A 13196-nucleotide genomic window follows, 5' to 3' on the forward strand; every position below is an offset into this window, starting at 1 on the left:
TTATGCCTCCACCTTGTTGTCTTGTGGCTCTGATTTGCCCACTTTTGCCTCAAATTCATGACGGAAATAGCGTAATGCACTCATGAGTGGCTCCATCGCCCCTGGGGCATGGGCACAAAAGGTCTTGCCAAGCCACAAATCTCGTGTCAGCTCGGACAGTTTGTCAATGTCGTCCGCTTGCCCTTGTCCGTTTTCCATCGCATCAAGGATTTTTACGCCCCACGGCAAGCCATCACGGCAAGGGGTACACCAACCGCACGATTCTCTTTGAAAAAACTGTTGTAAGTTTCTTGATAAGCTTACCATGTCTTGCGTTTCGTCCACCACCATCATCAGACACGTCCCAAGGCGTGAGCCTGCTTTCATAATCGGGTCAAAATCCATGACAAGGTCAAGGTGTTCATCGCTTGCCGTCAAAAAGTCGGTACTCGCTCCCCCTGGTAGCCACGCCTTTAAGGTCAAGCCGTCCTGCATACCGCCAGCAAGCTCAATCAGTTCACGAGCGGTATAACCAAACGGCACTTCCCACAGCCCTGCGTCCTTGACACGACCGCTACACCCCATAATCTTAGTGCCGGGGGTTTGTGATTTGCCTTTGGCGTTTGGCAAGGATAAATACCAATCCACACCATTTAACAAAATGGCAGGCATATTGTTTAAGGTCTCAACGTTATTAACCACCGTTGGACGACCCCACGCCCCTGATACTTGGGGAAATGGCGGTTTGGTGCGTGGGTTGGCACGGCGACCCTCCAAACAGTTGATGAGAGCCGTCTCCTCCCCACAGATATATCGCCCTGCCCCTGTGTGGACGTGCAATTCAAAGTTAAACTCCGTCCCCAAAATACCCTCGCCAAGCAAATTATTGGCGATACATTCGTTAATGGCGTTTTGTAAGCGTTCGGCGGCTAGGACATATTCGCCACGGATAAAGATATAGCCCACGCTCGCCCCAATGGCATAAGCGGTAATGAGCATACCCTCAATAAGCTGAAACGGAATCCGCTCCATAAGCAAGCGATCTTTGAACGTCCCTGGTTCCATCTCATCGGCATTACAAATCAAATACCGCACGCCACCGTCAGGCGGAGTCATAAACGTCCATTTTAGCCCTGCGTTAAAGCCTGCACCGCCACGCCCACGCACGTTGGCGGTTTTTATCATCTCGCCGACTTCTTTGGGGGTTTTTGCTAAGGCGTTTTTTAAACCTTTAAAGCCGTCTAGGGCTTCATACTCGGACAAAGTCAAAACCGCATCGTGATGATACAGTCGCCAAGTCAAAGGGTGTGTTAAGGAAGTGGGGGCTTCACCTTCTGCCAAGCCCACGCCCCAGATTGGGGTTTTTTGGCGATTTAGTTGGCTTGGGGCAAGCCCATTTTTACGAGCGTTGATTTGCTCGGCGACATTTGGTTTATTCATGCGTATTGCTCCAACAATAGACCGACCTCAGACGGCAACACAGGCCCATAAGTATCCTCATCAATCAGCACGCTCGCCCCCTTGTCGCAGTTGCCAAGACAGCAAATGGGAAGTAGGGTAAAGCGACCGTCTTTTGTGGTTTGCCCATAATCAATGCCAAGCTCACGCTTAAAAGCGTCCGCCAATGCCTCATAGCCGTTCAGATAGCAAGCGATAGAATCACAAATCAAAATCACATGGCGACCGACTGGCATACGATAAATGCGGTTAAAAAATGTCGCCACGCCCTCCACGTCCGCCACAGGCATAGACAGCATATGGGCTATGGCGTGGACTTGGGCATCGTCCACCCAACCGTTACGTTTTTGGACGAGTTTTAGAGCATCAAGCACCGCTGCCCTTGGTTGTGGGTAGTGATGAATATGATGATGAATGCCGTCAATTTCTTGGGGCGTTAAAATGGCATGAATGTCCACTTTGGGGGTTTTGTCGGTTACTATTTTCATAAAGTTACCTGTGCTAGCGTCAGCTTGCGGTTTTGGTTTTATTTATTAAATTGATAAAACTAACTTAATTTTATCAGTTTAACAAATGGTTGATTTAAAATTTTTGGCAGTTATGGTGTGTTTTTACACCCCATAACACCTAATAACTACATCGGCAATATTTTTGGTGCGTGGTACGCACCCTGCTTTTTATCAATTGGTTTTATGACCAATCAAACGTAAACAATACAATTTTACTAATCGGTTCATATAACAATATTATCCAATCCGCCCCACTGCACCCATAATTATAAGCAGGGACACCTGCGATAAAATAAAGTGGCTTGCCTTGACAAGTAATGTTTAATTTATCTTGTTGCCATTTTAAATCAATGGCTTTGGGTGCATAAGTAGGACTTGCCCAATTACCGCCTTGCTCTGATAAATCTCCACCCATTTCATCAAGCCAATCATTTTGCACTATTTCTTCATCATCTGATGAATGAATATTGGCAAGTTTATTGGTTTTGGCAAATAATTCTTGGGCTTTTTGATAATCATCTTTACGCTCTTGGACGTGTTTACGCTCTTCATCAAACCACCAATCGCCAAACATCTGTTTATGGTCATGAATGGCACTTCTCTCAAAATACCCTTCATTGCCCAAAAACTCATAACGATTATCATTGGTTAATTTAAAAGCAAGCCAATTTTCGCCTGTAAATTCATTATGATATTCATGGGTATTCATACCAATATAACCTTCAAGAGGCTCAAAGGGGTTTAACATATGAACGATTTGCCCACGCCAATCATCGTTGAGCATACCCAAATCAATGCTAATAAGCGGTAAAAAATGCTCTTTTAGCCAAGATTGATTTTCTACAAATAACTTATCACTATCAGGAAATGGCGTTAAAAACCCATTTAGTTCATTGATGTTTTCAAAATGGGATAATACGGTATTCATAATAGCTCCCATTTAGCTATAATCAAACGTAAACAATACAATACGGCTTACAGGTTCATACATCATCATAATATAAGCACCGCCAAATCCAGTACAATAATGATAACTTGGCACGCCACCAATAAAATAAAACGGATTGCCTTCATAAGTAATGCTTATGCCGTCATTGGGCGTATCATCATCTACTTGTTTAAGCCGTGTTTTATGAAATGCACTTGGTGTGTCATAATTCGCCCAATTTCCATAAGAAAAACCACCACCCAATTCATCTAAAAATGACTCTTTGTTCCAATCTTTATCAAGATGTTTTGGAAAATTGGCATTGACGATAAAGCCATGTTCTTTAAATAATGCTTTTTGTTTTTGATAATCGGCAATTTGCTCTAAATTGTCATCATAACTGCCGTCAGGATTTTTGCAATCATGCGCTCTCAAAAAATACTTTTCATCGCCCAAAAATTCATAACGATTATCATTGGTTAATTTAAAAGCAAACCAATTTTCGCCTGTAAATTCATTATGATATTCATGCGTGCATTCGCCAATGTACCCGTCATCAGGCTCAAATGGGTTTAACATATGCACCACTTGCCCACGCCAATCATCATTTAGCATACCCAAATCAATGCTGATAAGTGGTAAAAAATGCTCTTTTAGCCAAGATTGGTGTTCTACAAATAGTTTATCGCTATCAGGAAATAGCGTAAGATATTCGTTAAGTTCGTTTATATTTTCAAAATAGGGCAAGATATCCATGCTTCTTCCTTAATCACTCTTTTTTATCATCAGCCTCTTCGACATCAGCGTGAAGTGATAACGAGCTTGCCACTTCATTTTGTCCATCACGGCGAGTACCTTTGAGTTTGATTTGTAAGCGTAGCTCGTTGGGCGAGTCGGCATTACGAATCGCTTCATCATACGAGATAGCCCCTTCATCATATAAGTCAAACAACGCTTGGTCAAAGGTCTGCATACCCACTTCACGGCTTTTGGTCATAATCGCTTTTAACTCGTGCATTTCACCCTTTAAAATCAAATCTGCCACAAGGCGGGTGTTAAGCATGATCTCCACCGCTGCCCGCCGCCCCTTGCCGTCTTCGGTACGGATTAGGCGTTGGGAAATAATCGCTTTCATATTGCTGGACAAATCCATCAACAGCTGATTTCGTCTTTCTTCTGGGAAAAAGTTAATAATACGGTCAAGCGTTTGGTTGGCATTGTTGGCGTGCAGTGTGCCAAGGCACAAATGCCCCGTCTCAGCAAAGGCAATGGCGTGCTCCATCGTCTCGGTATCACGAATTTCACCAATCAAAATCACATCAGGGGCTTGACGAAGCGTATTTTTTAAAGCGTGGTGCCAAGAGTGGGTATCCACACCGACTTCACGGTGGGTAATCATTGATTTTTTGTGTTTATGGACATATTCCACAGGGTCTTCCACCGTGATGATATGCCCTGCTGAGTTTTCGTTACGATAATCAATCATTGCCGCCAAACTTGTGGACTTACCAGAACCCGTACCGCCCACGACCAGCACGAGACCCCGTTTTTCCATGATGACATCACGAAGCTGTGGTGGTAGTCTTAATTTGTCAAAGTTTGGAATCTCAGCCGCAATGGTACGAATCACCATACCAACCTGTTGCTGTTGGATAAAGACATTCACACGAAAACGACTCACATTTGGCACATTGATGGCAAAGTTACATTCCATTTCTCGTTCAAACTCTTCTCTTTGGTAATCGTTCATAATCCCATAAGCAAAAAGTTTGGTTTTGTCAGCGGTCAAAGTTTGTTTGCCAAGCGGTTTCATCAAACCTTGATGTTTGACGCTGGGCGGAAATTCAGCCGTGATAAATAAATCCGATGCCCCAATCTCAACGACTTTGGTTAGCATATTGTACATTATGCCTTTGGCTTCGGTTAATTCGCTTTCGCTAAATGGGATTTGAGTTTGTTCGGTCATAGTGGGTTTCTTTTAAGTTGGTTAATGGGATTTTAAATGATAGGGGTTAATTACTAATTTATTGAAATCCATTGTATTGGCAAAGCACTATCGTGCATTTCCAATATAAAACCTTGAATTTCATTTTGGTATGTTTGTGCGGTTGTCATTAAAATGTCAGTATAAATTCGCTGTACAAAAACATTTTCTACTTCTTCCGCTTCAAAACCAATGGTATCAACTTCACAATTTATTAAAGGCACTAATTGCCAATCTTTATAAATCAAATTAGGCAATTGCTCAATGGCTTTTTCGTCATTCTTATCCAACGCATCATACCATTGCCTATTCCATTCATAAATACCTTTGATTTCATTACTACCACAAAAATTTATATCATCAGGTTCATTTTTATCAATAAATTGCCCAAAATTATATTTATATTCAGCCACTTCTTGCATAAATTTTTTGGGATTTTCAATTTTGGGAAAAATAGCCAATTCAAAAGCATTACCTTCTTCCATACCGTGTACAAATAGCCACGCCACAACTTTTTTATTACCATATCTTTGGCAATAACTGCGAATGCGGTCAATTAAATGACTACCAACTGCATTAAATACTTCTGGGCAATTTAGATTAATATCGGTCATTTTACACCCAATCATAGGTGCATATTATGCACCATTTTTTGGTAAATATTAAATTAAAAATAAAATTGGTATTGTTCAATAAAGATATATTTTAAAATTTGGACGTGTAGGGGCGAATTACATTCGCCCAAAAATCAACACTTTATCACAGGGCAAATGTGATTTGCCCCTACAAACCTACCCAAAGGTATGGTTGGTTAACAATACCATAAAATTAAATTGATTTTTAACTTTGGGTTTTTAAGGGTGCGTGATACACACCTTACTTCTTGCCAATTTTTAATTAGCGACTATTGGCAAATTCTCTATCAAATCTATAATCCTTTGGCAAATGAATTTGAATATTTTTAAAAACTTCTTTCATTGTTGCATTGGGATTATAATGATAGGGTTTTTTATGGCTATCATTTGATTTAAGTCTTTTCATTTTCATCATCATTAAACCGTAAGGTGCGTAGTACGCACCTTACTTACTACTTGCTATCCATCAATTTAAAAACCTTTAAAATGGGTGTCGGCAATTCGGCAATGCTTCAAATTGCGGTTTATATTGCTCACGCAATTCATTTAACTTATCACCATCTTTCCAAGTACTTAATCCTTGACTTGCTTGTCTATACCCATTCACAACTTCCATACATTCTTTGTATTTAAATGTACTATCGTCTAATTTGGTAAATGTCTGGCCAGCACCATACATAGTTTTTTATCTTCCGACAAACCAACTTCTTTTTGTCCATCAGCATATAATTTACCATCTTTTGGAGACAATACAATACTTTTATTTTCGGCTGAAAATACATCAACCATCAAATAAGTATCGCCATCTTGTTTGATTTCAAAAACAGTAGGCTTTATTTTACCTTCTTGCTTCCAAAAACCCTTGTAATCATCGTACCCCCCCGCTATTACCGCAAGCAGATAGAGCAAAAGACATTACCAATACTGAAAGAAATTTGTTCATAACGAACTCCTTTTGATTAACAAAAACAAGCTTTATATGATTGAATAAAGCAATTAACAACTTAATTCAAAATCATCTATCACAATCCGCCATTACAATATCAATACTCGCCAAATAAATAATCGCATCAGACACCAAAGAGCCGTTAATCACACTTGGCATCTGCTGTAAATGAGCAAAAGTCGGCGTACGAATACGCGTGCGATAGCTCATTGTAGAGTTATCCGACACCACGAAATAGCTGTTTAGCCCTTTGACCCCCTCTACCATACAGGCACTCTCGCCCGCTGGCATTACAGGCCCCCACGACACCGAGACAAAGTGGTTAATGAGTGTCTCAATATCCTTTAAGGTTCTATCTTTTGGCGGTGGCACGGCTAGCGGATGCTCGGCTTTATATGCCCCTGACGGCATATTATTTAAGCACTGCTCAATAATCCGCAGAGACTGGCGAATCTCTTCAATCTTGACAAGACATCTGTCATACGCATCGCCGTTATAAAAGACAGGGATTTCAAAGTCAAAGTTTTCATAGCCCAAATACGGACGAGCTTTACGCAAATCAAACTCCACGCCAGTCGCCCGCAAGCCAGCCCCCGTTACGCCCCACGCTAGGGCGTGCTTGGCGTCATACTGGGCAACCGCTTGCGTACGCCCCTTTAACACCGAGTTGGTCATTGTCGCCTTAAAGTACTCATCAATGCGTTTTGGCATCCAGTCCAAAAACTCACGCACAAGCCTATCCCAGCCGTTTGGCAAATCCATCGCCGTTCCACCAATCCGAAACCACGCAGGGTGCATACGATAGCCTGTTACCGCCTCGATGATGTCATACGCCTTTTGACGGTCGGCAAACATATAAAACACAGGGGTCATACCGCCAGCATCTTGGATAAATGTTCCCCAATACAAAAGGTTATTGGTAATCCGAAACAGCTCACTCATCATAATGCGAATGGTGTTCGCCCTATCTGGCACGGTAATGCCAGCCAGTTTCTCCACCGCCATAATGTAGGGAAGCTCATTCATCACCCCACCCAGATAGTCAATACGGTCGGTGTAGGGAATGTACGAATGCCAAGTTTGGCGTTCCGCCATTTTCTCCGCCCCCCTGTGATGATAGCCGATGTCAGGGATACAATCGACAATCTCCTCGCCATCAAGCTGTAACACCAAGCGAAACGCCCCGTGAGCAGACGGGTGGTTTGGACCAATGTTCAAAAACATAAAGTCCTCATCTCGCCCAGAGCGTTTCATTCCCCATTCTTCTGGGATAAAACGCAAATTTTCTTGTTCAAATTGTTGCTTAGCAGAGTTTAGAAAATACGGCGTAAACTCGGTCGCTCGTGCGTGATATTCTTTACGCAGGGGGTGCCCTTCCCAGTATTTGGGGAGCAAAATCCGTGTCAAGTGCGGATGTCCGTCAAACACCACGCCAAACATATCCCACACTTCTCTTTCGTACCAGTTGGCATTGGGATAGATTTGGGTGGCACTTGGGATATGCTCGCCCTCGGCTAGGGCGACTTTGATACGAATGTCTGAATTTCGCTCAATACTCATCAGATGATAAAACACCGTAAAGTCGCTAGCAGGTTGTCCGTAGCGGTGTTTGCGAAGTCGCTCGTCAATGGCGGATAAATCCACAAGCATCACAAAGGGCTTGGGCAATTTGCGTAAATACAGCAAAACATCAAGCACTTGGGCTTTGTCCACCCAAACGGTAGGAATGCCGTCTGCCGTTTCTTGGACGGTCAGCCCTGCAAACTGGGCGTTTAGTTCGTTTAAAATCTCAAAATCGTGAATGTGGTTAATGCTCATAGTTTCCAACTTATCAGATGATTGCAGTCTTGTAATAATTGCGTGATAAAATGTTCAAAAATTTATTCTTACAAAAAAATACATTTTTAAAAATTTTCATTATTAAACTTCCGATAAAACCAAAACAAAGAAAATCGTTTGTGGTGAGCTTGTCGAATCACAATGATTTTCGTTACTCTTCGATAAACTCAGGGGTGAACGGAAATCCAGTTTCACGGCAAGTTTATTTTCACAAAATGGCAAAGTACTTTTATTAAAAACCTTACTGACTTTATCATAGGATAAGACTAGTCGTCATTATCATGCCATTCATCATCTTATTTATTACAATTCTAAAATTGTCGCTTGACACTGCACAGGAAAATTCAAAGAATTGGCAATAAAACATAATTCATGAGCTTTTTCATGCAAACTAAGTGCTAATTGTTTATCACCACGACTAATTTTTACCACAGGATTTAAGGCTGCAGAAATAAAATGCCCTGCTGTTCTATCATCACCTTCATTCATGATTGCCGTAGCATTATCTTGATATTCTTCCACAACAATTTGATTAACCGCACACAAATGTAAATACCAAAGCTTATGACATGATGAGATGCTGGCAAGCAATAATTCTTCTGGATTCCATTTATTTTTATCGCCACGGAATGTAGGATCAGACGATGCCAAAATATCCGTCTTATTATCCGCCTGAATAATAAAATCACGCCCATAACTGCTATAATCTTTTGTACCTATGCCAAGATTACCTTGCCAAGTGATTGTCGTTGTATAATGATGTGTTTTCATAACTGTTGCATTCTCATTTGGGTGTATTTTGCATGTTAGGTTTGCGTTATCACTTAACCCAACATACTTTTTAATAATTCAATTATTACCCTGTTGCCATCGCAATAAATTCAGCTTCGGTTAACATTTAAGGTGCTTGTTACGCACCGTTTAAAATATAATTTTCATTTAATAAATTTTAAATTAAAAATAAAAACCGTATTTATTTTTAATTTTGAGTTATAGTTGTAGGTTGGGTTGAGTTTACGAAACCCAACAAAATCAAGGCTTAAATGTTGAGTTTCACTATCGTTCCACCCAACCTACAACTGTTAATTTTTAAATATAAAATATATATAATTACACATATTGCAATTATTTATTGGATTGAATTATTTTATTTTCTATCCAATTTCCAGGTTTATCCAAAGAAAAATCTATTACATAAGATTGTTTATAAATCAATCTTTTGTTTCTGACATCTAACTTATAATTAACTTCATACCAATTTGTATTCATTGCTGAACCAGGAATTTCTGTTATCTTAACCATGCCATTATTTAGTTTGGTATTAATATAAAATGTCGCCACAGGCTCATAATAAAAATAATAACAAACAGTACCCTTATCGTTTAATAAGTTCACTCTTATAATTGGGTTATCAGTCATAAGAACTCCATTATTTAACAATTCTGCACCATTATTACTTAATTTTGTCAGATTTTTTACTGAACATAACTTTTTGTTAGAATATTCTATTGTATGCAACTCAATATCTTTGCTTGCATAAGCAAATACTGGCAATATAAACAATCCAAAAGCTACTAAAAATTTCATAACAACTCACCAATAAGAAAAACCTCTAATGATAATTGATTAAAAATATGGTTCTTTCTTCCATTGCATCCATTCTACACTGAATAGTCTCAAAAATCCCTTCTCTACCATAAAGGCTTTGGTTATGAAATTCTGCACACTCAGCTTCCATTTTGCGAAGCCATACTCTTTGAGATTTTCTTAAAGCCATTTTCTTTGCAATAGGCAATTTTCTGAGTGTTTGTTGATACACTTGGTTTAAATTTGTCTTTTGCTCTTTTTCATCATTCATATAACATTCCAAAATATCATTCCAAACAACACTGTTTGGGTTGCAAGCGAAAGCGTTGATGGTCAGAAATAGTAATGTTAAACAACAATATTTGTTTATGTAAGTCATACTATCTAATTTCAAGAATACATTTCGCATTCAAATCTCTCAAATCAAAATTAGCCTCAATCAATTCAAGCCATTTTCGTTTCTTTAAGTAAAAAAAATCACTAATATCATTTCCTTGCTTTTTAAACTTTATCCTTTCTCTCCTATGCCAAAACCCACCAACCCTATACTCAATTTCAAACAACGGATAGTAGTCATCAATCTGTTGCCACTTCATATTTTCCATCAAATAATAGTTATTTAGACCAAATGGGCTGTAATACATTTTATTTGCATTTAAATCCAATGCTATATCAATACCATCATTATTGGAGAAACAAAAGAAAATATTCTCTTGCACATTAGCAACTACAGAGTGATTAAACAATATTAAACATAAAACAAAACATTTAATAAATTTCATTTTAAACCCTTGTTTTAGCAAAAGCAACTGCCTGAGAAAAAGTATATCCATATCTTTTTTTGTTAAAACTTTTATTTTTGGATAATTCCAAAAACCTAGAATAACCACTTCTCATATCCGAAATAGATTTTTTACAACCCAACTTATTTAGATTTGGGTCATGCCAAAGCCCCCAACCAAAACACTCGGCAACCATATCATCATATACCACGCTATTTACAAAATCAAATGTTCTCAATTTATCTCTTATCTCATCATTAATGTTTTTGCAATTATCTACACGCAATGAATCAAACGCTCTCATTAGATAAGAAAGTCTATTTTGATTACCTCCATGCTTGTCATTATTATAGTGATTAAACCCACCATTAATTATAGCAGTAATAGCAATTAAATCATTTTTATCAGCCAACATATTTAAGTCATACGCCTTGAATTGAGTCCAAAACCAACCCGCTGAATCCGTTGCGTACATTGGGGTTGCTATTTTTTTTCTGTTTTCATTAGTAAAATCTAATCCCTTGTATTTTCCATACTCCATATATGGTTCTGGAAATGTTATCTGTATAAGACCACGACCCTTATAACCTCTGTAACTACTTTTTTCTTTTTCGTCAGAAATTCCCTGCTCCTCTAGCAGAGCCAATTCGCCACTCTCCAAAAATATTTGTGCCAAAAAGTGCGATTTTCTTAAGCAAGTATTAATATTGTAGTCCCGAAAAACTTTATTAAGCAAAGGAACAAATTGCTCCAAATGTTTTCTTGGGATAACAGAAATTTTTTTCAAGTTATCCAAACTAATCTCCTTATTACAATAACAATCCGAATCCTCTTGCAAACCACTTGCACTATATGCACCCTTTGGCACAAAATCATTTTGAATTGGAGTACTTATTTGTTTCTTTAATTTTGATACATATTCAACATATTCCACTATCTTGTTATCATCAATAATCTCTTTAAAACTTGTCTGTGAATGCACAAGTTTTGGTGGTGGATTACATTTGCATAGACACAAATCATCATTTAAGGCAGGCATTGCCCCACCCAAAGAAAAAGATAATCTTGGACCTGTTGGTACAATTTTGCCCATTGATTGACAAGCAGGACACCAGACATCATCGCCGATACAGCTTTGCTTTTTGCCATCTACATCAAAGACAATGGGATTGGTGGTTGTTTGGACGATACCACCTGCTGTGGTTGTATCATTTTCCAATATATAATAGCGAGTTAAGGGCATAGACTATCTCTCAAATATACAACACAAATATTCGCAAAACTAATTTTAAACAAATACAAGACCCAATCACTCCACATTATCAGGACTTCTTAAATTTTTCACCGCAATCCTTTCCGCATTTTTTCTATCCCGTTCTGGGGTCATAATCGGCTGATAAATGTTTTGGTCAAGATGAATGCCAAGCGGACGGCGTTCCTCTTGGATTGAGTTTTGTAGGAGCATTAACGCCTGAATGAGTGCCTCGGGGCGTGGCGGACAACCAGGGATATACACGTCCACAGGCAGGATTTTGTCCACGCCCTGCACCACCGAATAAATATCATACATACCGCCCGAGTTGGCACACGCCCCCATAGAGATGACCCATTTGGGTTCTAGCATTTGCTCGTACAGTCTGAGTATGACAGGTGCCATTTTGACAAAACACGTCCCCGCCACAATCATCACGTCCGCTTGACGGGGGGAAGCTCGGATAACCTCCGCCCCAAAGCGTGATAAATCATGTACGCCTGTCAAGGTCGTGGCGTATTCCACATAGCAACAGCTTGTGCCGAAGTTAAACGGCCACAGCGAATTTTTTCGCCCCCAGTTGGCAAGGTTGTGCGTCAAATCCGACAATTTGCCCATAAAGACGTTTTTATCAATCTCGGCTTGGGTGATGTCGTCCACCACTTGACGAGTGGTGTGGGGATATTGGTTTGCCGTGTCGTTTGGGCGGGTTAGGGTGTATTTCATAATCAATCTTAATTTGCTGGTTTTTTAAACTGGCGGTTTAGGGGATTGGATTTTACAAATTCAAATTTTAAATTAACTTTCCCAACTTACTTCATTAAAATTGCCGTCCAAATAAAATTTAACCGCTAAAATTTGGTCGGATTGTTCTGGGTCAATCATATAATCCATTACAATTTGACAATGTTCGCCATACCAACTGCTCACAGATTGTAATTTTAATAATTGAACAAAATTTTCATTGGTTAAATTATCATTGTCAATCAATGCTGTTAATGCTGGCAAATCATATTCATCAATCTCATCAATATGATAATTAACAAAATAATCATCGCCATTTAAATAATTAACAAGTTCAATGACGGCTTTTTGATGAAGTTTTTCAATATTTTGAAAATGCTTGGCGGATTTGTCCAAAAATTCTGCTGTGGGTTTGGTATTTTCATCATCTACCCACAATAAAATTTCAATCGGATTTTCATTGATTTGGGGAATGTTGATTGCATTTTCCCAAACACACAAATCATCAAAATTCAATTCGCCAAAATAGGAATGGGTTGTCATTTTAAATTTC

16 protein-coding genes are annotated in these 13196 nt (G+C 39.3%); all 16 read right to left on the reverse strand.

The genetic code is table 11. The annotated features are described in order from the left end of the window. The 16 genes from nuoF to DX073_RS03130 all read right to left on the reverse strand — a co-directional run bounded on the left by nuoF (position 1) and on the right by DX073_RS03130 (position 13186). Complete coding sequence (gene nuoF, locus DX073_RS03060) at positions 1-1419, reverse strand: NADH-quinone oxidoreductase subunit NuoF (RefSeq protein ID WP_115005402.1); 1419 nt, start codon at positions 1417-1419, stop codon at positions 1-3. Next, a complete protein-coding gene (gene nuoE, locus DX073_RS03065) occupies positions 1416-1925 on the reverse strand; it encodes an NADH-quinone oxidoreductase subunit NuoE (RefSeq protein WP_115005405.1) in 510 nt (169 codons plus the stop codon). Before nuoE ends, nuoF begins: the two co-directional genes overlap by 4 nt. Before the next feature lie 202 nt (positions 1926-2127). Next, complete coding sequence (locus DX073_RS03070; protein WP_115005407.1) at positions 2128-2874, reverse strand: hypothetical protein; 747 nt, start codon at positions 2872-2874, stop codon at positions 2128-2130. Between the two features lie 12 nt (positions 2875-2886). After that, on the reverse strand, positions 2887-3630 hold the full coding sequence (locus DX073_RS03075; protein WP_220186702.1) for a hypothetical protein: 744 nt from the start codon (positions 3628-3630) through the stop codon (positions 2887-2889). Between the two features lie 13 nt (positions 3631-3643). Beyond that, positions 3644-4840 carry a PilT/PilU family type 4a pilus ATPase gene (locus tag DX073_RS03080; RefSeq protein ID WP_115005409.1) on the reverse strand — a complete coding sequence of 399 codons (1197 nt, stop codon included), beginning with the start codon at positions 4838-4840 and terminating at the stop codon, positions 3644-3646. A gap of 53 nt (positions 4841-4893) precedes the next feature. Then, positions 4894-5472, reverse strand: a complete 579-nt coding sequence (locus DX073_RS03085) for a hypothetical protein (RefSeq protein ID WP_115005411.1) — start codon at positions 5470-5472, stop codon at positions 4894-4896. 283 nt (positions 5473-5755) lie between these two features. Then, positions 5756-5899 (reverse strand): hypothetical protein, encoded by a 144-nt coding sequence (locus tag DX073_RS14225; RefSeq protein ID WP_181814355.1) that lies wholly within the window; start codon positions 5897-5899, stop codon positions 5756-5758. A gap of 239 nt (positions 5900-6138) precedes the next feature. Then, positions 6139-6402, reverse strand: coding sequence for a hypothetical protein (locus DX073_RS03090; protein ID WP_115005413.1), 264 nt, complete (start codon positions 6400-6402; stop codon positions 6139-6141). A gap of 106 nt (positions 6403-6508) precedes the next feature. Further along, entirely contained in the window at positions 6509-8257 is a 1749-nt protein-coding gene (nuoC, locus tag DX073_RS03095) for an NADH-quinone oxidoreductase subunit C/D (protein ID WP_115005415.1), read from the reverse strand. Positions 8258-8581: 324 nt separating this feature from the next. Beyond that, complete coding sequence (locus tag DX073_RS03100; RefSeq protein WP_115005417.1) at positions 8582-9049, reverse strand: OsmC family protein; 468 nt, start codon at positions 9047-9049, stop codon at positions 8582-8584. Positions 9050-9403: 354 nt separating this feature from the next. Continuing rightward, complete coding sequence (locus DX073_RS03105; protein WP_115005419.1) at positions 9404-9865, reverse strand: hypothetical protein; 462 nt, start codon at positions 9863-9865, stop codon at positions 9404-9406. 25 nt (positions 9866-9890) lie between these two features. Continuing rightward, the gene (locus DX073_RS15005; RefSeq protein WP_115005425.1) at positions 9891-10274 is read right to left on the reverse strand and encodes a lysozyme inhibitor LprI family protein; all 384 of its coding nucleotides are present in this window, start codon (positions 10272-10274) and stop codon (positions 9891-9893) included. Next, positions 10246-10647, reverse strand: a complete 402-nt coding sequence (locus tag DX073_RS03115; protein WP_115005427.1) for a hypothetical protein — start codon at positions 10645-10647, stop codon at positions 10246-10248. Before DX073_RS03115 ends, DX073_RS15005 begins: the two co-directional genes overlap by 29 nt. Position 10648: 1 nt before the next feature. Then, on the reverse strand, positions 10649-11890 hold the full coding sequence (locus DX073_RS14235; protein WP_181814357.1) for a PAAR domain-containing protein: 1242 nt from the start codon (positions 11888-11890) through the stop codon (positions 10649-10651). 66 nt (positions 11891-11956) lie between these two features. Next, positions 11957-12625, reverse strand: coding sequence for an NADH-quinone oxidoreductase subunit B (locus DX073_RS03125; RefSeq protein WP_115005429.1), 669 nt, complete (start codon positions 12623-12625; stop codon positions 11957-11959). 72 nt (positions 12626-12697) lie between these two features. Next, positions 12698-13186: a DUF2004 domain-containing protein gene (locus tag DX073_RS03130; RefSeq protein WP_115005431.1), complete on the reverse strand. Its 489-nt coding sequence runs from the start codon at positions 13184-13186 to the stop codon at positions 12698-12700. Positions 13187-13196: the final 10 nt, after the last annotated feature.

Origin of the sequence: Moraxella lacunata, from assembly GCF_900453205.1 — a bacterium.
Lineage (GTDB): Bacteria > Pseudomonadota > Gammaproteobacteria > Pseudomonadales > Moraxellaceae > Moraxella > Moraxella lacunata_B.